This window comes from Nonomuraea glycinis (genome assembly GCF_014646515.1).
In the GTDB taxonomy this organism is placed as follows: domain Bacteria; phylum Actinomycetota; class Actinomycetes; order Streptosporangiales; family Streptosporangiaceae; genus Nonomuraea; species Nonomuraea glycinis.
This window is the reverse complement of sequence record NZ_BMNK01000014.1, coordinates 59,900-86,453: the sequence shown is the minus strand read 5'-3', so window position 1 is coordinate 86,453 and position 26,554 is coordinate 59,900. Positions and strand designations below refer to the sequence as shown.

Here is a 26,554-nt window from a genome sequence, read left to right as displayed (position 1 = left end):
GCGACCACGACGCCACTTCGGTCAGGACCGTACTCATCTCGACCACGACGCCACTTCGGGGAGGACCGTACTCATCTCGACCACGACGCCACTTCGGGGAGGACCTCCTCGCCGACGACCTCGATCAGCTCGTGCGGCGGCCGGTAGGACCCCACATGCTGGAGGAAGACGCTGGTCGCCCCGGCCTCGTACGCGACCTTGAGCCGTTCGGCGATCTCCTTCGCGGTGCCGAACAGGCAGAACGCCTGGGCGAAGCGGAGGGCGTCCTCGTCGCTGACCCAGCGGCTCGCGACCTCGACGGCCAGGTCCCAGTCTTCGGCGTGCAGCAGATCGGGGTAGACCCCCTCGAACCGGTCGGGAACGTCCAGGGTGATGCCGGCCAGCGCGAGGAAGGGACCGCCGCCGTTGGCCGCCATCGCGGCGCAGACCGGTTTGAGCATCCGGGCGTCGGCCTCGATGTCGTCGGTGACGTGGCAGAACGCCGAGACGGTCAGCGGGAACCTGTCCATCGGGCGACCGGCCGCCTCGACGCCCTCCCGCACCCGTGCGATGGCGCTGGTGAGGGTCTCCAGCGACATCCCGCTGAGCAGGATCACCCCGTCCGCGATCTCCCCGGCCAGCCGCAGGTTACGCGGCCCGCTCGCGGCCAGGTGCAGCGGAACGGGTACGGGGTCGCGCAGCCGGGACCGTACCTGACCGTAGTCCCACTCGCGGCCGTCGAGCAGGGCGCGGAGCTGAGCCAGACGCTCGGCCAGCTCGACCCGGGTGGCCGCCTTCAGCCCGATCGGCGCGACCGAGCTGTTGCCGACGCCGACCCCGAGCGTCAGCCTGCCGGGGGCGAGCTCGGCCACGGTGCGGGCGGCGGAGGCGACCACCGAGGGGTGCCGGGTGGTCAGGTTCGTCACGGCGGTGCCGAGCCCGATCCGCTCGGTGCCGAGCGCGACCGCGGTGAGCACGCTGAACGCCTCGCGCCAGAGCAACTGGGAGTCGGGCATCCAGACATCGTCGAAGCCGAGCTCCTCGGCCCGCCGGACCACCGTGACCAGCCGGTCGGCCCGGTCGCACGGCGGGACCCTGACGCCGATCCGCAGCCGCCCGGCGCCGGTGGTCACTGTCCCTCCCGCAGGAAGGCGAGGTTGAGCGCGTCGAACTTGGCGGCGTGCTCGTGCTGGGGCCAGTGGCCGCACTCGCCGAAGATCTCCAGGCGGGAGCCGGGGATGAGCTCGTTCATCCGATGCGCCTCGGGCACGTCGCCGAACGGGTTCTGGGCGCCCCACACGATCAGCGTCGGCGCCGTGATGCGGCCCATCTGCTCGGCGGTGAGCAGGTCCTCCTCCCGGTTGGCGAGCTCCTGGAGGCACAGCAGGTTGTCCAGCCGCTTGACGAACTCGGGGCGGTGGTAGATCGCATGCCGTACCTGAACGAGCTCTTCGGAGACGTCCTTGGCGGGGTCGTGCATGAGCAGGTGCAGCCGCTTGCGGGTCAGGTCGATGTCGTCGGTGGTGACGGCCTGGCGGGTGCTGGTCTTGATCCGCTCCATCACGGCCGGGTTGGCGACGCTGCCGCCGGGGGCGACCAGGGTGAGGCGGCTCACCCGGTCGGGGTGGTCGGCGGCCAGCCGGGCGGCGACCCAGCCGCCCAGCGACTCGCCGACGAAGTGCGCCCGCTCCGCGCCGATCGCGTCCAGGTAGGCCAGCACGTGATCGACATACCGGGGGATACGGTACGGCTCGTCCACGCCGTCGGTGTAGCCGTGGCCCAGCATGTCGATGGCGTGGCAGGCGAAGTGCTCGGCGTGCGCGGGGAGGTTCCGGACGAACGCCTCCAGGTGGCCGCTGGTGCCGTGCAGGAACACCACCGGCTCGCCCGCCCCCGCCTGGAGCGCCCTGGTCCGGACACCCGCGGCGTCCACGAAGCGAACCGTGAACTCCAGGTCGGCTAGGTCGGTCCAGACAGTCATTTCGCGATCTCCATGCTCTCGTTGACGGCGTTCTCGTTGACGGTGGTCTCGGCGGTGGCGTTCTCGTTGGCAGGGTTCTCGGGGGTGGCGTTCGCGTCGGTGGCGTTCTCGGCGGCGGCCAGGTCCAGGGCGACGTCCACGATGAGGTCCTCCTGGCCACCGACCAGCCGCCGCCGGCCGACCTCCACGAGGATGTCCCTGGTGTCCAGGCGATGCTCGGCGGCGGCGCGCTCGGCGTGCCGGAGGAAGCTGGAGTAGACGCCGGCGTAGCCGAGCGACAGGGTCTCCCGGTCCACCCGGACCGGACGGTCCTGGAGCGGGCGTACGAGGTCGTCGGCGGCGTCCATCAGGGCGAACACGTCGCAACCGTGACGCCACCCGGTGAGCTCGGCGACCGCGATGAACGCCTCGATCGGGCAGTTGCCCGCGCCGGCGCCCTGCCCGGCCAGCGAGGCGTCCACCCGGATCACGCCCGCCTCGACGGCGACGACCGAGTTGGCCACGCCCAGCCCCAGGTTGTGGTGGGCGTGGATGCCGATCTCGGTGCCCGGGTCGAGGACCTCGCGGTAGGCGTGCACGCGGTCGCGCACCCCGCTCATGGTGAGCCGGCCGCCGGAGTCGGTGACGTACACGCAGTGCGCGCCGTACGACTCCATCAGTTTGGCCTGCGCGGCCAGGTCGGCGGGCTCGGCCATGTGGGACATCATCAGGAACCCGGCCACGTCCATGCCGAGGTCGCGAGCGGCGGCGATGTGCTGGGCGGAGATGTCCGCCTCGGTGCAGTGGGTGGCCACCCGGACCGAGACGACGCCGAGGTCGCGGGCGCGGCGCAGGTCGTCCACGGTGCCGATGCCGGGCAGCAGCAGGGTGGTCAGCCGGGCATTCTTGATCACCTCGCCGGCGGCGGCGAGCCAGTCCCAGTCGGTGTGCGCGCCGGGACCGTAGTTGAGGCTGCTGCCGCCCAGCCCGTCGCCGTGCGCCACCTCGATGGCGGCGACCCCGGCGGCGTCCAGGGCGGCGGCGATGTCGCGCACCTGGCCGAGGGTGTAGCGGTGCCTGATGGCGTGCATGCCGTCCCGCAGGGTGACGTCCTGGATGTAGAGCGGCTCGGTCATCGGGCCACCGCCGTCCCGGCGTGCGCGGCGACGCGCTCGCCGACCCGCAGCGCGGCCGAGGTCATGATGTCCAGGTTCCCGGCGTATTCCGGCAGGTAGTGGGCGGCGCCCGCGACTTCCAGGAAGACGGTCATCATCCACCGGTCGCCGGGCGGGGCGTCGGGGATGAGGGAGTTCTCCGCATCGTCGCGGCCGATCCGCCGGAACTGGACGCGCTGCTTGAGCCGGTAACCGGGGACGTACTCGGCCACCTCGGCCACCATCGCCGCCACCGAGGCCGCCACCGCGTCGGTGTCACAGTCGTCGAGCAGGCAGAACACGGTGTCCCGCATGATCATGGGCGGATCCGCCGGGTTCAGCACGATGATCGCCTTGCCCCGGTCGGCGCCGCCGACCCGCTCGATCGCCCGGGAGGTCGTCTCGGTGAACTCGTCGATGTTGGCGCGGGTGCCGGGGCCGGCCGAGCGGGAGGAGATGGAGGCCACGATCTCGGCGTACCTGACCGGGGCGATCCTGGCCGCCGCGGCCACCACGGGGATGGTGGCCTGGCCGCCGCAGGTCACCATGTTGAGGTTGCGGGCGTCCAGGTGGGCGTCCAGGTTGACGACGGGCACCACGTACGGGCCGATGGCCGCGGGTGTGAGGTCGATGAGCCTGGCCCCGGTCGCCGCCAGGGCGGCGGCGTTGGCGACGTGGGCCCTGGCCGAGGTGGCGTCGAAGACGACGCCGATCTCGTCGGCGACGTCCAGTGCCAGCAGGCCCCGCACCCCGTCCGAGGTGGTGGTCACGCCCATCCTGCGGGCCCTGGCCAGGCCGTCGGAGTCGGGGTCGATGCCTACCATGGCGGCCATCTCCAGGGTGCGGGACAGCCGGATCACCTTGATCATGAGATCGGTGCCGATGTTCCCCGACCCGATGACCGCCACCTTGGTCTTGGCCTGCACGTCAGTCGTCACCGAGCGTCCCTCCGTTGATTCCGGTGAACTGAACGTCCACCACGCCCAGGCCGGTCAGCCGAGCGGTGAGCCGGTCACCCGGGCCGACGTCCACCATCGGGCCGAGCGCGCCGCTGAGCACGATCTCCCCGGCGCGCAGCGGCTCGCCGATGTCCCGCGCGGTCGCGGCCAGCCAGGCCAGCGCGTTGAGCGGGTCGCCCAGGCAGGCCTCGCCCGTGCCGGTGGAGGCCGTCACACCGTTGAGCTCCAGCTCCATCTGGACGCCGGGCAGGTCGAGCCCGTCGAGCGGGACGCGTTCCGAGCCGAGTGCGAACAGCGCGCTGGAGGCGTTGTCGGCGATGGTGTCCACGATCGTGATGTCCCAGTCGGTGATCCGGCTGTCCACGATCTCGATCGCGGCCAGCGCGTACGCGACGGCCTGGCGCGGGTCGACGCTCTCGTCGTCGAGGTCGCGGCCCAGGACGAAGGCCACCTCGGCCTCGGCGCGCGGCCGGAACAGGCCGCTGTGCTCGGCCGGGGTCCCGGCCGGGACGAGCATGTCGTCGAGCAGTGTGCCGAAGTCGGGCCGGTCCACCCCGAGCTGACGTTGCACGACCGGCGAGGTGAGCCCGATCTTGCGTCCGATCCTGCGCCGGCCGGCCGTGATCCGCTCGGCGATGTTCGCCGAGGCGACCGCGTAGGCGGCCTCGATGTCGGCCGTACCGAGCAGATCACGGACCGGTGCGCACGACCGGTGAGAGGTTACGGCCGACCGCAATCGAGCGGCGGCGGCCTCGCGGCCATCAGGTGGAACCAGCATGTGGTCAGCTTCCCGGAACGTTTTTTCTTGGACGGTGGGGTTGAATTTCCGCAGGTGAATAGACCATATTCAGCCTCATACATCCCGAAACAACAAGGAAGGTTCCGTGAGACGGAACGACGACACCTCGATGCTGGAGAAGGTGATGTTGATCCTCCAGACGTTCCGGACCGCCGGCGGGCCGCAGCGACTGGCGGACATCGCCCGCTCCACGCACCTTCCGAAGTCCACCGTGCACCGACTGATCCAGCCGTTGCTCGACCTCAATCTGCTCCAGCGGGTGGACGGCGGGTTCGCGCTCGGGCTGGTCCTGTTCGAGCTGGGCGAGCTGGTGCCGGTCAAGTCCCAGCTCCGCCAGGCGGCGCTGCCGTTCATGCAGGACCTGTTCGCGGCGACGCACCAGACGGTGCATCTCGGCGTCAGGGACGGCTACGACGTGGTGTACGCGGAGAAGATCCACGGTCACGGCGGTGTCGACCTTCCGTCCCGTATCGGCGGGCGGCTCCCGCTGACCTGCACCGGCATCGGCAAGGCGCTGCTGGCCTTCGCGCTGCCCGAGGTGCTGGACGAGGTGCTCGGGCAGCCGTTGCGGCGGCTCACCCCGCACTCGATCACCGACCTGGATTTACTGAAGGACGAGGTCAGCCGGGTCCAGACGGCGGGCGTGGCCTACGACCGGGAGGAAGCGGCGGTCGGCGGTTGCTGTGTGGCCGCGCCGGTGCTCGTGAGCGGGGTGGCGATCGCGGCCCTGTCGGTTTCGGTGCCGGTCGCGCAGTTCCAGCCGGCCCGGCTGGGGCCTGCCGTACGGACGGCGGCGCTGGGCCTTTCCCGCAAGCTCAACCGCTTGTGGTGAGCCGAATTTGAAAGTTCGCACTATATAACAGTCCGCACCGTTAGGCAGTCCGTTTCGGAGAACCCCTTGACACCTCATTCGTACTTCGTACGATACAAGGCAATAATCACCTGTACGCATCTGAGCGGCGGCCACGGCACCCGTCCCACCGCCCAGCGGCATCCACGAGCGAACGCCCCGGACAGAGGGTTACGGACGGTCACCCCGGATCCGTTCCCGCCTCCGGCGACCCGTCGCCTACCGAAGGGATGCCTCGCATGGCCACCGATTTCCCGCGTCTGACCGATCTCGCCGAACCAGGAGCCGTCGTGCCGCCGATCCTCAACGTGACCGAGCTGCGTAAGCGCTATCAGGCCGACGGCCCGCTGGTCTGCGATCGCCTCTCGTTCTCGGTGAACCAGGGCGACTTCGTCGCGATCATCGGCCCGTCGGGGTGCGGCAAGTCGACCTTGCTCCGGATGATCTGCGGGCTGCTGCCGCCGACCTCGGGCGAGGTGAGCCTGCGCGGGCAGCGGATCGACGCGCCGCCGCCCGAGATGGCCCTGGTCTTCCAGGACTACACCCGCTCGCTGTTCCCCTGGCTGACCGTCGAGCGCAATGTGAAGTTCCCGCTGGCCGAGCGCGGCGACATCACCAAGGCGGAGAAGGCCGAGCGGGTCGCCGAGGCGATCAAGACGGTCGGGCTCGCCGGGTTCGAGGACTACCACCCGGGAGAGCTCTCCGGCGGCATGCAGCAGCGCGTCGCCATCGCCCGGGCGCTGGCCTTCCGCCCGCAGATCCTGTTGCTCGACGAACCGTTCGCCTCTGTGGACGCGCTGACCAAGGAGGGCCTCGAAGACACCCTGCTCGCCGTGCGCGAGCGGTTCGCCGACTCGGGGATGACCATGCTGCTGGTCACCCACGACATCGACGAGGCCATCTACCTCGCCGACCGCATCCTGGTCCTGAGCAAGCCGCCGTGCCACGTGGCGGAGGAGCTCATGGTGGACCTGCCCCACCCGAAGAACCAGGTGAGCACCCGCGGCATGCCGGAATTCCAGAGGATTCGCGCCCGCATTCACGACGTCATGGGACTGTCCGCCCAGCGTGACGGCAGCCAACCCGCCGCGTGACCCATCCCCCGCTTTTGCACTACCCCGAAAGGTACGAGTCACATGACGGCAACCAACGTAGTACGGAAACTCCTCGGCATGGCCGCCGTGTTCACCCTGGTCGGGAGCCTGGCCGCCTGTGGCGGTGACGACTCCGCGTCCACCGCCGCGACCGGCGGCCCCATCAAGATCACCATCTCCACGGTGGCCGCGGACTCCGGCGCCCAGGGCTTCCTGGCCAAGGAGAAGGGCTTCTTCACCGCCCAGGGCCTGGACGTGGACGTCAAGATCGTCGCGGGTGTGCCCGAGCTCGCCGCCGCCGTGCAGTCGGGCGGCTCGCAGTTCGCGCTGACCTCACCGGCTTCCATCGCCTCCGCCTCCGCCTCGGGCATCCCGTTCCGCATCGTCGCGGGCGGCCTGCTCTACACCAAGGAGAAGCCGGGCGTCTGGCTGATGATCGGTGACAAGGCCACCGACGTGAAAGAGCTCAAGGACCTGGGCGGCAAGTCGATCGCCACCAACGCGCTCAACACCCTGCCGCACCTGTCCACGCTGGCCGCGCTCGACGACGCGGGCGTGGACGTCAAGACGGTCAACTTCGTCACCCTGAACTTCCCGGCCATCGGCCAGGCTCTGGAGAGCGGCCAGGTTCCGGCCGGCGCGGTCGTCTCCCCCTTCTACGACCAGCAGGAAGCGGCCAAGATCGCACACCGGCTGGTCAGCCCGTACGACTCGGTCAACAACGGCAAGGACTTCCTGAACACCACGTGGTTCGCCAAGGAGGACTACATCGCGGACAACGCGGCGGTGGTGGAGAAGTTCCGGGCCGCCATGAAGGCCACCAACGCCTGGGCCAACGACCCCGCCAACGAGGCCGAGCGCAAGTCGATCCTGCAGAAGTACACCGAGCTCCCCGATGACGCGATCAATGCCCTGGAGCTCGCCCTGTACGGCGACGAGACGACCCCGGACCTGGTGCAGCCGCTGCTGGACGTGATGGTGCGCTTCGGTGCGCTCAAGGAGCCGATCAAGGCCGAGACCATCATCGCCGCCGACGGCAAGTAGGCACCTGTCCGCAGGCGCGCGGGGCCGCCGGCCACGGCGGCCTCTCAGGAAGGAAGATGCATGACGCTCCTCAAGGCGGAGGACCGAGCGCCAGGGGTCGGCGCGGCGGCGTCTCGGCGCACCGGCCGAGGACGCAGGACCCGCCCGCTGTTCAACGTGCGCGGCCTGATGTTCGCCGCCGGGCTCCTGCTCCTGCTGGAGGCCCTGACCACCTGGGTCGTCAAGTCCGCGTACGTGCCCAGGCCCAGCCAGGTCGGGGCGGCGCTCTACACCGGGATCGTGAGCGGCGACCTGCTCGCCGACGCCGGGCAGACCTTCGCCACCTTCGGGGCCGGGCTGCTCATCGCCATCGTCGTGGCGGTGCCGGTCGGGGTGCTGCTCGGCGCCTCGGCGACCGCGTTCAACTCGGTCAAGCTGATCATCGAGTTCCTCCGGCCGCTGCCGTCGGTCGCGCTGATCCCGTTCGGCATCCTCATCCTGGGCGTGGGCGACACCACCACGATCGCGCTGACGGTGTACGCGGCGTCCTGGCCCATCCTGTTCAACACCTACTACGGCGTCCGCGACGCCGACCCGGTGGCCGTGGACACGGCGCGCAACTTCGGGCTCGGCCGCGCGGCCGTGCTGCGCCGGGTGCTGCTGCCCAGCGCGGCGGTCAACATCGCCGCGGGGGTACGGATCAGCGGGGCCATCGCGCTCGTCCTGACCGTCACCGTGGAGATCATCACCAGCAGCGGCGGGCTCGGCTACGCCATCGTCCAGATGCAGACCGCGATCAGGAACGCCGACATGTACGCCGCCGTGTTCGCCGTGGGTCTGCTCGGCTACGCCATCAACGCGGCCGTGGCCGGGCTGGAGCGGAAGATCGTGTTCTGGAAGACCGACGCACGGGACGGAGGTGCGGGGCGATGACACGCCTGCGCGCGGTGGGACGATCGCTGCTGCCGATCGGCCTGCCGATTCTGCTGCTGGTGGGCTGGGAGATCGGCGGGCGCATCCTCGGCAACGTCTACCTGCCGCCGCTCAGCTCGGTGCTGGGCACGCTGCGCGAGGACTGGCTGTTCGAGCACACGCTCAGCGACCTGCTGCCGAGCCTGCAGCGGTTCGTCATCGGCTACCTGGCCGGGAGCGCGCTCGGCGTGGTGCTCGGCATCGCCATCGGCTCCTCCCGCCGGGTGGCCCAGTACATCGGGCCGACCCTGGAGTTCCTGCGCGCGCTGCCCGCCGTGGCCATCATCCCGGTCGCGGTCCTGGCCCTCGGGCTCGGCGACAGCATGCGGATCTCGGTGATCATGTTCGGGGTGCTGTTCCCGGTGCTGGTCAACACCACCACGGGCGCCCGAGACTGCCGCCAGGAGCGGATCGACGTGGCCCGCATGTACGGGCTGTCCCGGCTCGCGATCATCCGCCGGGTGGTCCTGCCCTCGGCGTTCCCGCTGATCTCGGCCGGCCTGCGGGTGGCGCTGCCGATCGCCCTGATCATGATGGTGGTCTCCGAACTGGTCGGCGGGCAGAACGGCGTCGGCTTCTACCTGCTGTCCAGCCAGTCGGTGTTCAACATCCCGGCCATGTTCGCCGCCCTGATCCTCCTCGGCGTGCTCGGGAACCTGGTCAACGCCGGGTACGCGCGGCTGGAGGACCGGTGGCTGAAATGGGCGAGGAACCTGTGAGCGGACCGCTCGGCCGGATCGCCCTGGTCGGCACCGGCGGCACGATCTCGGCCTGGTCGCCGGCCACGCTGGACCTCACCGGATACACCGAGGCCGAGGATCAGCGGCTGACGCTGGCCGAGCTGGTGGCCGCCGTACCCGACCTGGAGCGGGTCGCCGAGGTGGTGCGGATCCCGGCCGAGGCGGGCCCGAGCCACGCGCTGGACCTGGCCGGGCTGCTCGGCGTCGCGGGCGAGGTGCGGCGGGCGCGCGAGCGGCCCGGCGTGCGCGGCGTGGTCGTCGCGCACGGCACCAACACCCTGGAGGAGCTGGCCTTCCTGCTCGACCTGGTGCTCGGGCCGGGCACGCCGGTGGTGCTCACCGCGGCGATGCGCCCGCTGTCCGCGCTGAGCGGCGACGGGCCGCTCAATCTGGTCAACGCGGCCAGGGTGGCGCTCTGCCCGGCCGCGGCCGGGCGCGGCGCACTGGTCGTGGTGGACGACGCGATCTGGTCGGCCCGCCGGGTCGCCAAGACCGGCACGGCCGGGACCGGCGCGTTCGGCGGGCTCGGCCCGCTCGGCGAGGTGGACCCCGGCGGCCAGGTGCGCTTCCGCTTCGCCGAGGAGCACTCCGCCCCCACCCTGCCGGTCACCGAGACGACCCCGGTCCCCCGGGTGGACGTGGTCGTCTCCTACCCGGGCGCGGACGGCGCGCTGATCGACGCGGCCGTGGCCGCCGGTGCCCGCGGCCTGGTCAGCGCGGGGACCGGGGCGGGGTTCCCGACCCCGGCCGAGGCTACGGCGCTGCGGCGCGCGGCTGAGGCGGGCGTGGTGGTCTGCCAGTCCTATCGGGGCGCGTCGGGCGGTGTCCGGCCCAGCGCCAGGCTGCGCGCGGACGGGTTCGTGGCCGGGCAGGACCTCTCGCCGTACAAGTGCCGGGTGCTGCTCGCCCTGGCCTTGGCCGCCGGTGCCGGCCGCGCCGGGATCCAGGACCTGTTCGACACGTTCGGCGGGAGATGAGAGCGAACCGGGGGATCGTCTTCACCCTCGGCGGTCTCGCCGCGATCAGCCCCCTCTCCGGTGACATGTACCTGGCGGCGTTCCCCGCGATCGCCACCGACCTGAACGCGTCCGTCACCCAGGTCCAGCTCACCCTGACCGCCTCGCTGCTCGGGCTGTCCTCCGGGCAGCTCGTCATCGGGCCGCTCTCCGACCTGTGGGGGCGGCGCCCTCCGCTGCTCACCGGAATCATCCTGTACGTGCTGGCCTCGCTCGGCTGCGCGTTCGCCGGCTCGATCGAGCTGCTGATCGTGCTGCGGTTCTGCCAGGGGTTCGCCGGGGCGGCGGCCGTCGTGCTGTCCCGGGCCATGGTCCGGGATCTCTACACCGGGACGGCCGCGGTCCGGGTGTTCTCGCAGATGATGGCCGTGTTCGGGGTGGCCCCCGTGATCGCGCCGGTGATCGGCAGCGCCCTGCTGACGGTCGGCAACTGGCGCGCGATCTTCCTGGTGCTGGCCGGGGCGGGAGCTCTCCAGCTGCTCGCCGTGCTGACCACGCTGGGCGAGACGCTGCCGCCGGAGCGCCGCCAGTCCGGCGGGCTGCGGCGGATCCCCGGCCTGGTCCGCGCCGTCTTCAGCGACCCGCCGTTCCTCGGCGCCGCGCTGTCCTGCGGTTTCGCGTTCGGCGCGATGTTCGCCTACATCGCCGCCTCCCCCTTCCTGCTCCAGGAGGTGTACGGCGCGTCCCCCCTGGTCTACGGCGGGCTCTTCGCGGTCAACGCGGCCGGGCTGACCGCGATGACCCAGCTGAACAGCCGGCTGGCCGCCCGGATCCGGCCGGAGCGGCTGCTGCTCACCGGCATCGGCGCCCAGAGCGCGGCCGGCGTGGCCCTGCTCGGCGTGGCCGCACTCGACCCGGGCCGGCACCTGGCCGCGCTGGCGTTACCGCTGTTCGTGGTGATCTCGGCACTCGGGCTGGTCATGCCCAACGCCACCGCGCTCGCCCTGGCCCGCTTCCCGGGCTCGGCGGGCACCGCGTCCTCGGTCATGGGCGCCCTGCACTTCACCATCGGCGCGTTGATCGCGCCCCTGGCCGGGATCGGCGCCGCCACGGCCGTGCCGTTCGCGGCGATGATCACCGCCATGTCGCTGGCCGGGCTCACCGTCACGCTGACCCTGGGACCGGTGCGCCTGCGCCGGACCAGAGCATGATCCAGCGCGGTCGCACTAAGTACGGTAGGTTGTATACCACCCTTGTACGAGCACCCGGACGAGCTGAAGGAGAGAGCGATGACGGCTGCGCGCGCACCCCTGTCTCGGTCGGCCAAAGGCAGCCGGGTGGTCAACCGTGAGCAGATCATCGAGGCCGCGACCCGCCTCGCCGACGAGGAGAGCATAGACGCGCTGACCATCCGGCGGCTGGCCGCCGAGGTCGGCATCGGCGCGATGACGCTCTACAGCTACTTCCGCAACAAGGAGGAGATCCTCGACGGGATCGCCGACGACGTGCTGGGCGGGCTGGCCCTGCCGGGCGGCGGGGCGGAGAGCGAGCCACGGGAGGCGATGCGCGCCCTGGCCACCGCGCTGCTGGCCATGATGCGCGAGCATCCGAGCATCGTCAGGCTGTTCACCACCCGGGTCACCATGAGCCGGGAGGCGATGCGCGGAGCGCTGGAGAACGCACTGGTCTACCTCCAGCGATCCGGCCTGCCCGGTGTCACGGCGGTGCAGGCGTACGGGCTGGTCATGCACTACACGCTGGGCTTCGCCAGCTACCAGGCGCCGCGCTCGTGGGGCGACCCGAGCCATCCCGAGGTGGAGGAGCTGCGGCGGCAGCGGGTGCACTTCTACTCCGGGCTGCCGCTGGCCGAGTTCCCGACCATGGTGTCGCTCGCCGACGAGATGACCTCGCTGCCGAGCGACGACCAGTTCATGTTCGGGCTGGACTGCCTGGTGGACGGGTTCCTGCACCGGCTGGGCCCCGGCGCCACACCGGGGCCCGCCGCCTGAGGCGACCGCTCAGACGAACGGCCGCTCAGCCGACTTGCCGGTCAGGTGAGCGGCCGCTCAGGCGACTTGCCGGTCAGGTGAGCGGCCGGATCGAGGCGACCGCCATGCCGGTGAGCCACTGCGGGACGGCGGCGTAGGCGTGCGTGACGCCCTCGGCCGGGCCGACCGCGGCGGCCATGGCGACCCAGGCGCGGATCTCCTGCGCCCCGTTGCCCGCCACCCGATCCACGTCGTCGGCCGACAGGCCGAGGAATTCGCTCAGGTCGCCCTTCTCCAGCGCGGCCAGGAAGCGGGCGTCGAAGTCCGGGTTGATGTCCGACTCGGCCGCCCGGATGATCTGCCGCCGCCTGACCTCGTACTCCTGCCAGGAGTCCCGGCCCTCCAGCCACGCCTCGACCAGGAACCGGTCGTCGTCGGAGAGCGCCCGGTACCACTTGGGCCAGGGCAGCCGGTGCGAGAGCCCGCCCGAGGCGATCACCGCGACCCGCTTGTCCTGGCCGTCCTGTCGTACGGCGCGGCCGATCGCGGCGCCGAGCGCGTCACAGCGGCGCAGTGAGGGCAGCGGCGGGGCGAACATGTTCACCACCACCGGCACGATCGGCACGTCCAGGCCCGGCACCAGATGCTGATAGCTGTGCGTGATGCCGTGGTCCACCTGCATGCGCAGCGAGAACGCGGGGTCGAAGTCCTCGCTGATGGTCTCCACCAGGGTCCGGGCCAGCGCGGTGTCGGCGGGCAGCCGGCCCTTGGGCGTGTCGGCCTCGCCCGCGCCGATCACCTCGCCGACGCCCACGGTGAAGGCCGGCATCAGGTCGAGGAACATGCCCCTGAAGTGGTTGGAGCCGATGATGATCACCGTGTCGGGCCTGGCCTCGGCCAGCACGTCCCTGGCCGCTTCCAGGCCGGCCCGGAAGCGGAGCGCGCCGGGGTCCTCGGCGACCTCGTCCCAGTGGGTGTTCATGAGCGTGCTGTGTGACGCGCCGATTCCGGCGACGATCGTGCTCATCGAGAGTTCTCCAGCTCCTGTCGGGTTCTCGTGCAGGTGGTGACCACGGTGTGGATGAGCGTCCTGGTGAGCTTCTCCAGCTCCCGGACGTCGACCACGTTCATCCCCATCGGGAAGTCCACCGGGAGCGGTGCGCCCTCGCCCGCCCTGGCCATGCCGACGCGGGCGGTGGAGAGCCCGCGGGCGCGCAGGATGTTCGCGTCGGTGGCCCCGCTGTTGGCGGTGATCGGCTCGTGCGGCCGGCCCTCCACGTCCTCCCAGGCGGCCACGGCGGCGCGGACGATCCAGTCGTCCTGCGGGGTGGCGGTGCCGGGGATGGCGAGGATCATCCTGGACTCGGCGGTCATCCCGGGGTTCTCGGCCAGAATGCCGTCCAGGGCCGCCTGGAACTCCCGCTTCACCGACATCGGATCCTGGTCAGGACCGAGCCGCAGGTCCACCAGCAGCCGGCACTCGGCGGGCGACAGCGAGGGGGTGCGCGTCCAGCCGCCCTCGATCGCACCGATGTTGCCCTGCGGCGCGACCAGCCCCCGGGTGTGCGCGGCGGCGTAGCGCTCGAAGAACCGGTCGAGCCCCGCCGCCACCACCCCGGCGTCGACGATGGCGTTGCGGTAGGCCATGCGGTGCCTGCTGCCGACGTAGCTGTAGGTGCCTCGGACGACGACCTCGAACCAGCACAGGCCGACCTCCTCCCAGTGCACCGCCCAGCCGGGCTTGGCGATCAGCGCGTGGTCGGCCCAGACACCCTGCTCCAGCATGAACGAGCACCCGCTGCCCTGGCCCGCGTTGTGCCTGGCGGCCCCCGGACGCCGGTTGGTCGGCATGCCGCCCGCGCCCAGGCCGACGATCACGTCGCCGCGCAACGGCACCCCGGCGGCGCGCACCGCCGAGGCGGCGGCGATCAGGGCCGCGCCGTGGCCCTTGGGGTTGCTCGCGCCCAGGCCCACCACATAGTCGCCCTCGATCAGCCCCTCGGCGCGCATGTCCCGGCGCAGCTCCGTCCCGGCCCAGGGCAGATCCTCCTCCTCGGTGCCGACGGTGAGGGTGTCGATCGGGGCATAGAGCAGCAGGTCAGCACCGGTGCCGTCGCCGCGCAGCCGCCCGACGGCGTTGCCCTGCTCGGCGTCCATCGGCTGGTAGAACCCGGCCAGCCCGCGCCCGGCCATCTCCTCGGCCAGCCACCGCGCCAGCTCACCCTCCTGACCGGTGGGGCTGGGGATGCTCGTCATCGAGGCGATCAGGTCCCGCAGGTCGATCCGCTCCACCTGGGCGCGGGCGGCCTGGATCCACTGCTGCTCCTGCTTCGAAATGATCATCGTTCTGCTCCCTTGCCGGTCGAGAGGTGTTCGGCCGCGTGCTCGACCAGACCGGCCGCGGCGTCGAGTTTCCAGACGTTGCCGGGCAGCGGGTCCGCGTGCCGGTCGAGTTCCGCGTCCACCAGGCGGCGCAGCGTGGCCAGGTCCGGGGTCGTTCCCTCGACGGCGCGTTCGACCGCCGTGAGCCGCCACGGGGTGGGCGCGACCGCGCCCAGGACCAGGCGCACGTCCGACCACGCCCCCCGCTCGTCGACGGCCGCGGTGAGCGCGGCCGAGGCGGTGGCGAAGTCACCGGAGTAGAGGGCGAGCTTCTCGAACGAGCCCTGCCGGCGCAGCGCGGCGGCCGGGACGCGGATCAGCGCCACCACGTCCGCCGGGCCGAGCACGGTCTCGCCCGGCCCGGTGTAGAACTCCGCCAGCGGCACCGTGGTCCGGCCGGCCGGACCGACGATCTCCACCTCGGCGTCGTACGCGGTCAGCACGGTCGCCAGATCGGAGGGCGTGACCGCCTGGCACCGGTGCGCCCCGGCCGCCGCGTGCTGGAAGCGGTGGTCGCCGAGCACCGCGTAGCAGGGGCTCAACGCCCCGTTGCGCTTGTAGCAGGGAAAGCCGTTGCGGAAGAACCAGCACCGCTTGGCCTGGACCAGGTTCCCCGCCACCGTCGCGGCGTTGCGGATCTGCGGGGAGGCGATGCTCGCCACCGCCGCCGCGATGGCCGGAGCCAGCCGCTCGGTCGCCTCGGCCAGCTCGGCCAGCGTCACCGCCGCACCGATCTCCAGCCCGAAGCCGCCGCCATCGCCGTCGGAGTCGCCGTAGCGGCGCAGCACGCGGAGCTCGGAGGCGTCGGCCTCGGCCCCGGCGTCGGCCCCGGCGTCGGCCCCGGCGTCGGCCCCGGCGTTGGCGTCGCCGTCTGCGTCGGCGTAGCGGCGCAGTACGCGGAGCTCGGGGGCGTCGCCTACGGAGACCAGCCGGGCCGGTCTGGCGGGGCGCAACCGGGCCTCGGTGAGGACGTCGGTGCCGCCGCCGACCAGGACGGCGTCACCGGTGAGCGCGGCGGAAGCCTCCTTCGCCCCGGCCGCGACGACCAGCTCCTCCGGCTGCGGCTCCGCGTCGGGTCCTGGCCCGACGCCGGGCCCGAACCGGACACCCCAGCGGTGCAGCGCGTGGTGCAGCCCGCGCGGGTAGGCCCAGCGGACCAGGGCGATCCACCAGCGGTCCGGGCGGCGCCAGATCCGGAACTTCCGGACCCGGCCCTCCTGCCTGGCCAGCTCGTCAATGATCTTGTCCGGGGTGGCGGGCAGCTCGCGCACGCGTACGCCGACCGCGTCGTAGATGGCGTTCACGACCGCCGCACCCGGCGGAATGATCGACATCTCCCCGACGCTCTTGGCCCCGTACGGCCCCGCCGGATCGTCCCCTTCGACGATGACCGGCCGGATCCGCGGCAGGTCGGCGGCCCGTGGCAGGGCGTAGTTGACGTAGGCGGCGTTCACCACCCGCCCGCCCTCCCTGACCAGCTCCTCGCCCAGCGCCGCGCCCAGGCCCATCGCGGCGCCGCCCGCGATCTGGCCCTCCACCATGGTCGGGTTGATCGCCCGGCCCACGTCGTGCGCGGCGACGTAGTCGACCACGCTGACCTTGCCGGTACGGCGGTCCACGTGCACCTCCGCCCCGTGCGCGGCGAACGCGTACGTGGGCGACAGGTTGGCGGTGTCCCGGTCCGGGGTGAGCATCTCGGTGCCCTCAAGGAGGTAACTGGTCTCGTGGCTGAGCACCCCGTCGACGCTGTCGGGGCTGAGCCGTACCAGGTCACCGAGGGGGACGGAGCTGTCGCCGCGGACGGCCTGGCCGTCGCGCAGCTCGATCCGGCCCTCGCCGAGCTTGTCGGCGGCGAGGGTCCTGAGCCGGTCGGCCAGCTCCCTGGCGGCCTGCCCGACCGAGGAGCCGGTCATGTGGGTCCCCCGGGAGGACCAGGCGCCCAGCTCGAACGGCGTGTGCTCGCCGTCCATCGAGAGCACCTCCACCCGGTCCAGCGGGACGCCCAGCTCGTGCGCGGCCACCTGGGCGAGGATGGTGCGCTGCCCGGTCCCCGCGTCGGCCCCGCCGAAGCGGACCCGGGCGCTGCCGTCCTCGAACAGGTCGATGGCCGCGTCGCTGCGGTTGGCGAACTCGTAGGCGTACGCGCCGCTGCCGTGCATGCCGACCGCCGCGCCCAGGCCGTGGCCCGCGGGCCGCTCGCGCCTGCGGGCATCCCAGTCCAGGCCGTCGCGGACCGCCTCCAGGCAGGGTCCCAGCCGGTTGGTGGTCACCTCGTATCCGCAGAGCGTCGTGCTCCACTCCGCGCCCAGGTTGCGCAGCCGCAGCTCGATCGGGTCGACGCCGAGCCGCTCGGCCAGCTCGTCCACCTGACTCTCCACCGCGAGCGAGACCTGAGGGGTGCCGTAGCCACGGAACTGGCCGCCGGCCTGCGTGGCGGTGTCCACCAGCCGGGCGTCGAAGCGCACCCCGTCGGGCCGGTACATCGAGCCGAGAGTGATGACACCGACCCGGAGCACCGAGGAGCCCATGTGGTTGTAGGCGCCGTTGTCCACGTCGATGTCGGCCTCGAACAGGCTGATGCGCCCGTCGGCGTCGGCGGAGGTGCGCAGCCGGGTCTCGAACCGGTGCCGGGGCTTGTTCGCGGCGAACTCCTCCTCGCGGCTGAGTTCGAGCAGCACGGGCCGGCCGGACTTGCGGGCCAGCGCGGCGGCGAGCACCTCGTGCTCGGAGATCTTGGACTTGGCGCCGAACCCGCCGCCGACCGCGACCTCCCGGCAGATCACCTGGTCACGGGAGAGCCCGAGCAGGCCCGCGACCTCCTTGACGATGAACCAGGGCGCCTGGGTCGAGGTCCACAGTTCGAGCAGTTCGCGCTCGGCGTCCCAGGCGGCGAGCGTCGTGTTGGGCTCCATCACCGCGTGCGAGACGCTGGGGTAGACGAACGCACCGGTCACGGTGTGCGCGGCGGCGGCCTGGCCGGCCGGCACGTCGCCCCAGTCGGCGGCCCAGCGGACGCTGACGTTGCGCAGGCCGGTGGTGCGCCGGTGCAGCTCACGGGCTCCGGGGGCGCGCGCCTCGGCGATCGTCAGGGGAGCCCGCCTGGGCCGGTAGCGCACGCGGATCGCCCGGCAGGCGGCCTCGGCCTGCTCGCGCGTGTCGGCGGCGACCGCGGCGACCTCCTGGCCGACGTTTCGCACCACGTCCCCGGCCAGCGGCGGCCGGTCCGAGAGAGGGCCGCCCCGGTGCTGGTAGAGCGCGCCGGGCGGGAAGTCCGCGTGGGTGATGACGGCGCGCACGCCGGGCATCCGCTCGGCCCGGCCGGTGTCGATCGAGGCGATCAGCGCGTACGGGTGCGGCGAGCGCAGCACGGCGGCGTGCAGGTGGGCGGGCTCGGACAGGTCGGCGGTGTAGTCCACCAGGCCGAGGCTGCGCAGCCACCAGTCGATCGGCCTGGCCCGCTCGCCGATGCTCATGCCCGTGCCTCCGCGACCGCGCACACCGCGTCCACCAGGCCGTTGTAGCCGGTGCAGCGGCAGATGTTGCCGCTCAGCCGCCGCCGGACGTAGGGCTCCAGCTCCGCGCCGCCGGGGACCGGGCCGCGCAGGACGGCGACCGCGTGCACGAGCTGCCCCGCGGTGCAGAAACCGCACTGGAAGGCCCCGTGGTCGGCGAACGCTTCTTGCAGGTCGCGTGCCTCCTCGCCCAGCCCTTCCGCGGTGACCACCTCGCGGCCGACCAGCCGGGCCGGGGTGACGCACGCCATCCGGGGCACGCCGCCGACCAGCACCGTGCAGGCGCCGCATTCGCCGCGCTCGCAGGCGAGCTTCACCGAGGTGCAGCGCAGTTGCTCGCGCAGCACCCGGGCCAGCGAGGTGCGCGCGTCCGCCCGCACGGTGACGCGCTCGCCGTTGACCACCAGGTCGGTCGTGCCGGTCATGTCAGCCCTTCCGATGCGTGCGCACGGTGGTGCCGGTGGTGCGGATCAGCAGCACGTCCAGGCGGCGGCGGACCGGCGGGATGAGCAGGGCCGCCGTCGTCGCGAGCAGCACGGTGGCGGTAACGCCCAGAACACGGCGCATGAGATCTCCATTCACAGGGGTCATCGGTCAAGAAAGGCCCGCACGGCCGCCGCGTAGGCGCGAGGCCGCTCCTGCTGCGGGTGGTGCGAGGTCCGGGCCAGCACGTGCAGGTCGGCGCGGGGCAGCAGCCGGGTCAGACCCAGCGCGTACGACGGCCCGGCGAACGGGTCGCCCGCCCCCCACAGCAGCAGCACCGGCCGGTCCACCCGGGGCAGCAGCCCGGCCAGGTCCTCCGGTGCTCCCCGGGCGGCGGTGTCGGTGGCCACCGCCAGATACTCGGGGCGCACACTGGCGCGGTACCTGGCCCGTACGGTCTCCGCCGGGACGCGGGCCCGGTCGTGAAACTCGTGCGCGCCGATCAGCTCGGCCATCTTCGCCTCGGACGGGCCGTCGCCGCCGTAGTAGGCGTCCCTGATGGCCGGGCCGGTGACGCCGCCGTCCGGCGGGGTGGGCGCGCTCCCGGTGGCGACGATCCGGCCGACCCGGTTCGGGGCGAGCGCCGCCAGGCGCAGCGCCACGGAACCGCCGAAGGACTGGCAGACCAGGTCCACCTCGGCCAGGCCGAGGCGGTCGAGCACGGCCAGCACCTGCCCGGCGTGGTAGCCGAACACCGGTTCGCCGATCACCGGCACCGGTGACTCGCCGAACTGCGGCAGATCCAGGAAGATCAACCGGCGTCCTGGGGCCAGCGCCTCCGCCACGGGGGCGAAGTCGGTCCAGGCCGCGCAGCCGGGACCACCGCCGTGCAGGACCAGGGTCGGCCGTCCCGCGCCGAGCTCCCGGTAGGCGAGGTCGAGCCCGGCGGCGGCGACCCGGCGCGGCTCAGGCACGCGGGGATCCCGAGGCGGGGTCGTAGGGCTGCGGCTTGGGACGGGCCTTCTCGATCAGCCGCCGCCAGCCGGTGATGGACAGGTCCGGCCGGTAGAGCTTCTCCGGCGGGGCGTCCATCACGTCCACCATCCAGGCGTCCTGGGCGGTGAACTGGCCGTGGAAGAGCCACCGGATGGCGCTCAGGTACTTGAACTTGAACAGCAACCCCTTCGCGCCGCTCTCGAACCTGACCATCATCTGGACGTATCTCACCGTGTCCGCGTCGACCGGGACGTACCACTCGTAGTGAATGAAGTGCGGGTAGGCGACGCGGAGCAGGCCGGGCAGCCGGATCGACACGAAGCCGGGAATGTCCAGCCCGGCGATCACCGGGTTGACGCTCTTGCCCTTGCCCGGCGCGTCGGGCAGCGGCATGCGCTTCCACCAGCGCTTGTTGCTCCAGGTGCCCAGCCCGGGGTAGTCGGCCTCCCAGTGGACCTCGTCCTGGACCCGGATCAGCCAGGGACCGACCTCGGCCACCCGGGTCTTGTTCCAGGCGGGCATCACCTTGAACAGCCGCCACAGCGCGGTGTTGTGCAGGTATTTGGCGTGGCCCTCGTCGAAGCCGTTCTCGGCGGCGAACCGCCAGTTGCCCGCCCGCAGGTCGATCTTGCCGCCCATCACGTGGTCGTTGTCCAGCAGCTCGGCGGGGATGTCCTGCTCGATCGGGTGCGGCTCACCGTCGCCGACGTAGATCCAGACGAGTCCGAGCCGCTGCTCGACCGGGTAGGTCTTGACCGAGAGCCGGCCGCAGATCGGCGACTCGGGGCCGTCGGTCAGCACGGCCGAGAGGTTGCCGCTCTCCAGGTCGAAGGTCCAGCCGTGGTAGGCGCAGCTCACCGTGCCGGGGAACTCGCGGCGGCCGTGGGACAGCGGGACGCCCCGGTGCGGGCAGCGGTCCTTGAGCGCGTAGATCTTGTCCCCCTCGCGGGCGACCATGATCTTCTCGCCGAGCAGGGTGACCGCCTGCGGCTTGTCGCCGATGTCGCGCTCCCACACCACCGGGTACCAGTAGTTGCGGAAGCCCAGGGTGGCCGCGTTGTAGGTGGGCCACTGGGTCCAGTCCTCGCCTGGGCTCGGACGGGTCGTGGACCGCGCCGGCGGTTTGGCCGGAGCGCGCCTCTCCGCATGCTGATCAGTCACGGCTCTTCCTCTCGGATTCTGGTCGCACCGGAACCATCATCGTCCGGTACACAGTACGGTCTACTGCACGAAGGTCAACCGCCCAGGTCACGCGTCGACCACCAAGCGGTCCCCGCGAGCCCGGGAGACGCACAGCAGCACGGTGTTCCCGGACTCCTGATCGGCGGGCGAGAGCACCCAGTCGCGGTGGTCGGGAACGCCGTCCAGCACCTTGACCTCGCAGGTCCCGCAGATGCCTTCGCGGCAGGCGCTGGAGACGAACACCCCGGCCTCTTCGAGCACGTCCACGGCGCTCTCCCCGGGCGGCACCGTGACGGTCACCCCCGAGCTCTCGCAGACCAGCTCGAACGGCTGGTCATCGCCTTCGGCCACGAACTCCTTGGCCCGGAACCGCTCCAGGTGCAGCGCCCCCTCGGGCCATCCGGCCGAACGCGCCTCGACCGCGTCGAGCAGGCCGCCGGGGCCACAGCAGTAGACGGCGGTGCCCGCGGGCAGGTCGGCGAGCAGGCCGTCCAGGTCGAGCAGACCGCACTCGTCCTGCGGCAGCACGCTCACCCGGTCGCCGTACTCGGCCAGTTCGCCGAGGAAGGCGAGCGAGGAGCGGGACCTGCCGCCGTAGGCCAGCGCCCACTCGGCGCCCTGGGCCTCGGCCCCGGCCACCATCGGCAGGATCGGCGTGATCCCGATGCCCCCGGCGACGAACAGGTACCGCTCGGCGGGTTCGAGCGCGAAGTGGTTGCGCGGGCCCCGCACGGTCACCTGGTCACCCGGGCGCAGCCCGGTGTGCACATACTGCGAGCCGCCCCGGCTCTCCGGCTCGTGCAGCACCGCGATCCGGTAACTGGTCCGGTCCGCCGGGTCGCCGCAGAGCGAGAACTGGCGGGTGAGCCCCGGCAGCTCCACATCGATGTGCGCCCCGGGCTCCCAGGCCGGCAGCTCGCCACCGGGGTCCTCGAGCGTCACGGAAAGCACGCCTTCCGACTCCCAGCGCATCGCGCGGACCAGCAAGACGAGCTCGGCGTCGACTCCGGCCATAATCCCTCCCTCACCTGTGCGAACACAGTACCGTACATAGTACGAGGCGGCTAGCCGTGAGTTTCGCCGACGAAGTCCAGCACGGCGCGGGCGAACTCCTCGGGGCGCTGCTCCGGCAGCGGCACCCCCGCCCCCTCCACCACGAGCGAGCGGCAGCCGAGCCGCTCGGTCAGCGCCGGCACGTCGGGCAGCGAGTGCCCGTCGAGCGCGCCGCAGACCACCAGGGCGGGCGAGCGCACCAGCGGCAGCCGCTCCTCCATCCGGTACTCGTTGACCCGGACGTGCCCCTCCTCCACCCGGTCCACCACCTCAAGGGCGTCGGCCACGAACCTGGTCAGCAGCGGCTCCTCGCCCTGCCGGTAGAAGTCCCGGCGCCGGCCCCACAGCTCGGTCAGGTGGCCGCCGTCCGGACGCGGGAGCACGTGGTCGATCGGCGAGCCGGCCCGCACCCGCCGCCGCCTGGCCTCGTCCACGTACGGCATGCCGGAGAGCACCAGCGCGCGCACCCGCTCCGGCGACCTGGCGGCCACCTCCACGGCGACGACCGCGCCGGTGTGGTGCCCGACCAGGGAGACCTCGGCCAGGCCGAGCGCGTCCAGCAGCGCCTCCACCCCGTCCGCGGACAACTCGATCGACCACGGCCGCGTCACCCGCGCCGACTGGCCGAAGCCGAGCGTGTCCATGGCGATCGCCCGGACCTCGCGACCGGCGATCGGCAGGACGGCGGCGTACTCGCGCCAGGAGCGCGGCGTCTGGTGCAGGAACAGCACCGGCCGCCCCGTGCCGCACTCGGCCAGGTGCAGCTGGCCGAACCTGGTGTCCACATACGATCTGCGGATCATCCGAAGACTCCGTTCAGAAGAGCGCCGTATCCGGCCGGTCGGTCCTGGACCCCGGTCATGCGCAGGCAGCGCCAGAGCAGGGCCTGGTTGCTGGCGATCACCGGGCGGCCGAACTCCCGCTCGATGTCGGCCAGGACCGGGGCGACCCGGATGCCCGCGCAACTGATCAGCAGCCCGTCCGCCTGCTGCAGCGCGGGGTCGCGGGCCAGCCGCCGCCAGACCTCGGGGTCCCGCTCGGCCTGCTCGACCGGCGTCCGGCAGGGCAGCATGGCCGTACCGGCCACTTCCAGCCCCTGACCGCGCAGGAACGCGACCTCCGCCGCCGTGACCTCCTCCTCGTACGGCGTGAGCAGCGCCACCCTGCGTATCCCGGCGGCGGCGAGAGCTTCGAGCACCGCCTCGATCGTGGTGGTGGCGGCGATGCCGGTGGCGGCGCGCACGCGTGAGTTCACCGCGTCGGGCCCGGCCAGCATGGTGGCCGCCGTGCAGTTCACCGCGATGAGGTCCACCTCGGCGTCGGCCAGGAGGCGGCTGTGCGCCTCCAGGTCGTCGAACAGAGCGAGGTCGTCCGCGAGCCCGGTCCGGCGGAAGGGCATCCGGGTGGTGACGAACTGGACGCCGTCCGGCGCCATCCGCTGTATCTCGTAGTCGCACAGGCCCCCGGAGGGATACAGGTGCCCGATCCGCGCCAGGGTGCCGAAACCAATACTCATGCGCGCACGGTACATCGTACGATACGCGTGAACGGGTGTGACTTTCCCCTCTCTTCGCCGGCCTTGACAGCACTGACCTGCGCTGGACATCCTTCAACCCCGAATGGAATGCGTTCCACCATATGGAACGGGGGTCCCCCGCAGTCGGTTGGAGAGAGAACATGCGCGGACGATCGGGACAGGACTACATCGAGGCCCTCAGGGACGGGCGCGAGGTGTGGCTCGGCAACCGCAGGGTCGAGGACGTCACCACGGAGCCCGCCTTCGCCGGGGCCATCCGGTCGATGGCCGCCAACTACGACGCCCAGGCCGACGAGCAGCTCGCCCCCAGCCTCACCTTCACCCAGGACGACGGCTCGATCTGGCCCACCTCCCTGCTCATTCCACGCACCCCCGAGGACGTGCGCCGCAGGGGCCTGGCGTTCCGGATCGGCGCCGACCTGACCCACGGCCTGATGGGCCGCTCCCCCGACTTCATGAACGCCATGCTCACCGCGATGCGGGTGGCCTCGGGCTTCTTCGCCGAACGCGAGCCCGCCTGGGGCAAGAACATCGAGGACTACTACCAGCGGGTCGGCTCGGGCAATCTCTGCCTCACCCACGCGCTGCTCAACCCGCAGGTGGACCGCTCCGCCGCGGCCTCCGAGGCGGCCGACCCCGGGGTGGCCCTGCACGCGGTCAAGGAGACCGACGCGGGCGTGGTCGTCTCCGGCGCGCGCCTGCTGGCCACCCTGGCGCCGTTCGCCGACGAGATCATGGTGTCGCTGCACCCCGGGCCCCCTTTGAAGCCCGACGAGGAGGCGTACGCGCTGGCCTTCGCCATCCCGGTGGCCACGCCCGGCCTGCGCCTGATCTGCCGCGAGCCCCTCTCCCACCCCGGCAGTGACCGGCACCCGCTCGCCACCAGGTACGACGAGATGGACACCTTCGTGATCTTCGACGAGGTGCTGGTGCCGTGGGAGCGGGTCTTCCTCTACCGGGACGTGGAGGCGGTCAACACCGCCCACCGGGCCACCGACACCACCACCTTCGCCGCGCACCAGACCACGGTCCGCTCGGCGGTCAAGGCGGAGCTGGCGCTGGCCATCGCCACCACGGCCGCCGACACGATCGGCGTGGACGGCTTCCTGAACGTCCAGGAGAAGCTGGGCGAGCTGGTGGACCTCAGCCAGATCATGACCAGCGCGATCACCGGCGCGGAGACCACCGTCCGGCCGAGCGCGTGGGACCCGGGCGTGTTCGTGCCCGACCGGGACGGGCTGCTGGCCGTACGCGGGCTGTTCCCGTTCTTCTATCCCCGGATGGTGGAGATCATCCAGCAGGTCAGCGGGAGCGGACTGATCAACATTCCGGCGGAGACCAGCCTGACCGGGCCGATCGGCGACGCGGTGCGCCGGTTCTACCAGGGCAGGTCCGCCGACGCCGAGCGGCGACTCGGGGTCTTCAGCCTGGCCTGGGACCTGGCCGGGGACGGTTTCGGCTCGCGTCAGCTGCTCTACGAGCGCTTCTACGCGGGCGACCCGGTGCGGCTGCGCGCCAACCGCTACCTCTCCCTGGACCGGCGGCCGCTGCTGGACCGGGTGAACCGCCTGCTGGCCACCGGCTGACCCCTGATGGACACCGCGATCGACAAGGCTTTGGTCATCCTGGAGTCGCTGGAGACCGGCCGGGGCAACCGGAGCCTGGCCTCCATCGCGGCGGCCACCGGCCTGCCCAAATCCACCGTGCACCGCATCCTGGCCATCCTGGAACGGCGGGCCTACGTCCAGCAGGACGCGTTCAAGGACTACTCACTCGGCCCGAAGATCATCGCGCTCGGCGCCTTCGCCGGGGAGCGCAGCCCGCTGGTCAGCGCGGCCGGCCCGCTGCTCGACCGGCTGGTGCGCGACTGGGGCGAGACCGTCCATCTCGGCATCCTGGTCGAGGACAGCCTGCTCTACGTCGACCGGCGCGAACCTCAGGACATCGCGGTACGGCTGGTCGCCGCGCCGTCCCCGCTCAGCCAGCCGCACGCCAGCGCCGGCGGCAAGGTCCTGCTCGCCTTCGGCGACGAGCGGCTCCTGGACACGGTCATCGCCGGTGGCCTGACCAGATACACCGCCGCCACCATCGTGGACCCGGACCGGCTCAAGGCGGAGCTGGCCCGGGTCCGCGAGAGCGGCTACGCCACCAGCGAGCAGGAACGCAACGAGGGCGTCCGCGCCGTCGCCGTCCCCGTCCGCAACCGCTCGGGCGCCGTCGTCGCCACGATCAGCGCGGCGGGGCCCACCCAGCGCATGACCGACGAGAAACTGCACAGTCTCCGCGTCGCCCTCGCCCAGGCCGCCGCGACCCTCTCCCCCGCCCTCCGCTGACGACCGCCTCGCACGAAAGCCGCTGACGACCGTCTCGCACGAAAGGCCCTGCCCGATGACCCAGCCCGCCGGGGCGGACGACGCCCACTTCCCCACGCTGGCCGACTTCCGCGCCGCGGTGTCCCGCCTCCCGCAGGGGGTCGCGGTCCTGACCACGGTGGACGACGACGGGCTGCCGCAGGGGGTGACGGTGGGCAGCGTCATCCCGCTGTCCAAGCGGCCTCCCCTGCTGGCGGTCTCCCTCGACCGGCGGGCCGGGATGCTGGCGGTCGTGCTGACCGCCGGTCGATTCGCGATCAACGTGCTGCACAGCGAGGCTTCCGGCATCGCGGCCCTGTTCGCGACGCCTGGGGTCAACCGGTTCGCGTCGACCGCGTGGACCTCGGGGGGCGGCGGCCTGCCCGTGCTGCGCGAGCACAGCTCCGCCGTGATCGAGTGCGCCGTGTCGGAGACCGTCGACGGCGGCGACCACGTCATCGTCATCGGCGCGGTCGAGGACTCCTCGACCCTGCCCGCCCAGGAACCGCTCGTCTACAAGGGCCGCCGCTACTTCGGCCTGCACCCACTGTGAACCGCCCAGCCGGTCCAGTCCGGCTGGGCGATCCCGCGACACACCGCGGCCTCGTGGCGCGGAGCCGACGATCGGCCGGTCGCCCGGCGTT

General features: G+C 72.1%; 26 protein-coding genes. 11 read left to right on the top strand and 15 right to left on the bottom strand.

Annotated elements, in window-relative coordinates; genetic code table 11:
* Nucleotides 1–71: 71 nt before the first annotated feature.
* Genes IEY87_RS31975 through IEY87_RS31955 form a run of 5 tightly spaced genes read right to left on the bottom strand, consistent with a single transcriptional unit; the run spans nt 72 to nt 4,830 of the window.
* Nucleotides 72–1,112 (bottom strand): LLM class flavin-dependent oxidoreductase, encoded by a 1,041-nt coding sequence (locus IEY87_RS31975; protein WP_225277865.1) that lies wholly within the window; start codon nt 1,110–1,112, stop codon nt 72–74.
* Nucleotides 1,109–1,960, bottom strand: coding sequence for an alpha/beta fold hydrolase (locus IEY87_RS31970; RefSeq protein ID WP_189142564.1), 852 nt, complete (start codon nt 1,958–1,960; stop codon nt 1,109–1,111). Before IEY87_RS31970 ends, IEY87_RS31975 begins: the two co-directional genes overlap by 4 nt.
* Nucleotides 1,957–3,075, bottom strand: coding sequence for a 4-hydroxy-2-oxovalerate aldolase (gene dmpG / locus IEY87_RS31965; RefSeq protein WP_189142563.1), 1,119 nt, complete (start codon nt 3,073–3,075; stop codon nt 1,957–1,959). The genes IEY87_RS31970 and dmpG overlap by 4 nt, the downstream gene beginning before the upstream one ends.
* Nucleotides 3,072–4,031, bottom strand: a complete 960-nt coding sequence (locus IEY87_RS31960; protein WP_225277866.1) for an acetaldehyde dehydrogenase (acetylating) — start codon at nt 4,029–4,031, stop codon at nt 3,072–3,074. The genes dmpG and IEY87_RS31960 overlap by 4 nt, the downstream gene beginning before the upstream one ends.
* Nucleotides 4,021–4,830 (bottom strand): 2-keto-4-pentenoate hydratase, encoded by an 810-nt coding sequence (locus IEY87_RS31955; protein ID WP_189142562.1) that lies wholly within the window; start codon nt 4,828–4,830, stop codon nt 4,021–4,023. Before IEY87_RS31955 ends, IEY87_RS31960 begins: the two co-directional genes overlap by 11 nt.
* A gap of 106 nt (nt 4,831–4,936) precedes the next feature.
* Here IEY87_RS31955 and IEY87_RS31950 point away from each other — a divergent pair, with 106 nt between their 5' ends.
* From IEY87_RS31950 to IEY87_RS31915, 8 genes are all read left to right on the top strand, one after another.
* Nucleotides 4,937–5,683, top strand: a complete 747-nt coding sequence (locus IEY87_RS31950) for an IclR family transcriptional regulator (protein WP_225277867.1) — start codon at nt 4,937–4,939, stop codon at nt 5,681–5,683.
* Nucleotides 5,684–5,940: 257 nt separating this feature from the next.
* A complete protein-coding gene (locus IEY87_RS31945; protein ID WP_189142561.1) occupies nt 5,941–6,795 on the top strand; it encodes an ABC transporter ATP-binding protein in 855 nt (284 codons plus the stop codon).
* A 42-nt stretch (nt 6,796–6,837) separates the two neighbouring features.
* The gene (locus tag IEY87_RS31940) at nt 6,838–7,839 is read left to right on the top strand and encodes an ABC transporter substrate-binding protein (RefSeq protein WP_189142560.1); all 1,002 of its coding nucleotides are present in this window, start codon (nt 6,838–6,840) and stop codon (nt 7,837–7,839) included.
* A 60-nt stretch (nt 7,840–7,899) separates the two neighbouring features.
* Nucleotides 7,900–8,751, top strand: a complete 852-nt coding sequence (locus IEY87_RS31935; RefSeq protein WP_189142559.1) for an ABC transporter permease — start codon at nt 7,900–7,902, stop codon at nt 8,749–8,751.
* Nucleotides 8,748–9,509: an ABC transporter permease gene (locus tag IEY87_RS31930; protein ID WP_189142558.1), complete on the top strand. Its 762-nt coding sequence runs from the start codon at nt 8,748–8,750 to the stop codon at nt 9,507–9,509. The genes IEY87_RS31935 and IEY87_RS31930 overlap by 4 nt, the downstream gene beginning before the upstream one ends.
* Nucleotides 9,491–10,507: an asparaginase gene (locus IEY87_RS31925; protein ID WP_189142557.1), complete on the top strand. Its 1,017-nt coding sequence runs from the start codon at nt 9,491–9,493 to the stop codon at nt 10,505–10,507. The genes IEY87_RS31930 and IEY87_RS31925 overlap by 19 nt, the downstream gene beginning before the upstream one ends.
* Complete coding sequence (locus IEY87_RS31920) at nt 10,504–11,697, top strand: multidrug effflux MFS transporter (protein ID WP_189142556.1); 1,194 nt, start codon at nt 10,504–10,506, stop codon at nt 11,695–11,697. The genes IEY87_RS31925 and IEY87_RS31920 overlap by 4 nt, the downstream gene beginning before the upstream one ends.
* Before the next feature lie 78 nt (nt 11,698–11,775).
* Nucleotides 11,776–12,495, top strand: a complete 720-nt coding sequence (locus tag IEY87_RS31915; RefSeq protein ID WP_189142555.1) for a TetR/AcrR family transcriptional regulator — start codon at nt 11,776–11,778, stop codon at nt 12,493–12,495.
* Nucleotides 12,496–12,568: 73 nt separating this feature from the next.
* On the opposite strand, the gene IEY87_RS31910 is transcribed toward IEY87_RS31915, so the two are convergent.
* From IEY87_RS31910 to IEY87_RS31865, 10 genes are all read right to left on the bottom strand, one after another.
* Nucleotides 12,569–13,501 carry a DODA-type extradiol aromatic ring-opening family dioxygenase gene (locus IEY87_RS31910; protein ID WP_189142554.1) on the bottom strand — a complete coding sequence of 311 codons (933 nt, stop codon included), beginning with the start codon at nt 13,499–13,501 and terminating at the stop codon, nt 12,569–12,571.
* Entirely contained in the window at nt 13,498–14,817 is a 1,320-nt protein-coding gene (locus IEY87_RS31905) for a peptidase dimerization domain-containing protein (RefSeq protein ID WP_189142553.1), read from the bottom strand. The genes IEY87_RS31910 and IEY87_RS31905 overlap by 4 nt, the downstream gene beginning before the upstream one ends.
* Nucleotides 14,814–18,329, bottom strand: a complete 3,516-nt coding sequence (locus IEY87_RS31900) for a molybdopterin cofactor-binding domain-containing protein (RefSeq protein ID WP_189142552.1) — start codon at nt 18,327–18,329, stop codon at nt 14,814–14,816. Before IEY87_RS31900 ends, IEY87_RS31905 begins: the two co-directional genes overlap by 4 nt.
* Entirely contained in the window at nt 18,326–18,793 is a 468-nt protein-coding gene (locus tag IEY87_RS31895; RefSeq protein WP_189142551.1) for a (2Fe-2S)-binding protein, read from the bottom strand. Before IEY87_RS31895 ends, IEY87_RS31900 begins: the two co-directional genes overlap by 4 nt.
* Nucleotide 18,794: 1 nt before the next feature.
* The gene (locus IEY87_RS31890; protein WP_189142550.1) at nt 18,795–18,935 is read right to left on the bottom strand and encodes a hypothetical protein; all 141 of its coding nucleotides are present in this window, start codon (nt 18,933–18,935) and stop codon (nt 18,795–18,797) included.
* A gap of 20 nt (nt 18,936–18,955) precedes the next feature.
* Nucleotides 18,956–19,765, bottom strand: coding sequence for an alpha/beta fold hydrolase (locus IEY87_RS31885; RefSeq protein WP_189142549.1), 810 nt, complete (start codon nt 19,763–19,765; stop codon nt 18,956–18,958).
* Nucleotides 19,758–20,948: a Rieske 2Fe-2S domain-containing protein gene (locus IEY87_RS31880; protein ID WP_189142548.1), complete on the bottom strand. Its 1,191-nt coding sequence runs from the start codon at nt 20,946–20,948 to the stop codon at nt 19,758–19,760. Before IEY87_RS31880 ends, IEY87_RS31885 begins: the two co-directional genes overlap by 8 nt.
* 87 nt (nt 20,949–21,035) lie before the next feature.
* Nucleotides 21,036–21,983, bottom strand: coding sequence for a PDR/VanB family oxidoreductase (locus IEY87_RS31875; protein WP_189142547.1), 948 nt, complete (start codon nt 21,981–21,983; stop codon nt 21,036–21,038).
* A 50-nt stretch (nt 21,984–22,033) separates the two neighbouring features.
* Nucleotides 22,034–22,825: an alpha/beta fold hydrolase gene (locus tag IEY87_RS31870; protein WP_189142546.1), complete on the bottom strand. Its 792-nt coding sequence runs from the start codon at nt 22,823–22,825 to the stop codon at nt 22,034–22,036.
* Complete coding sequence (locus tag IEY87_RS31865; protein ID WP_189142545.1) at nt 22,822–23,538, bottom strand: maleate cis-trans isomerase family protein; 717 nt, start codon at nt 23,536–23,538, stop codon at nt 22,822–22,824. The genes IEY87_RS31870 and IEY87_RS31865 overlap by 4 nt, the downstream gene beginning before the upstream one ends.
* Before the next feature lie 161 nt (nt 23,539–23,699).
* Here IEY87_RS31865 and IEY87_RS31860 point away from each other — a divergent pair, with 161 nt between their 5' ends.
* Genes IEY87_RS31860 through IEY87_RS31850 form a run of 3 tightly spaced genes read left to right on the top strand, consistent with a single transcriptional unit; the run spans nt 23,700 to nt 26,463 of the window.
* Complete coding sequence (locus IEY87_RS31860; protein WP_189142544.1) at nt 23,700–25,145, top strand: 4-hydroxyphenylacetate 3-hydroxylase family protein; 1,446 nt, start codon at nt 23,700–23,702, stop codon at nt 25,143–25,145.
* A gap of 6 nt (nt 25,146–25,151) precedes the next feature.
* Complete coding sequence (locus tag IEY87_RS31855) at nt 25,152–25,892, top strand: IclR family transcriptional regulator (protein WP_189142543.1); 741 nt, start codon at nt 25,152–25,154, stop codon at nt 25,890–25,892.
* Nucleotides 25,893–25,947: 55 nt separating this feature from the next.
* Entirely contained in the window at nt 25,948–26,463 is a 516-nt protein-coding gene (locus IEY87_RS31850; protein ID WP_189142542.1) for a flavin reductase family protein, read from the top strand.
* Nucleotides 26,464–26,554 lie beyond the last annotated feature (91 nt).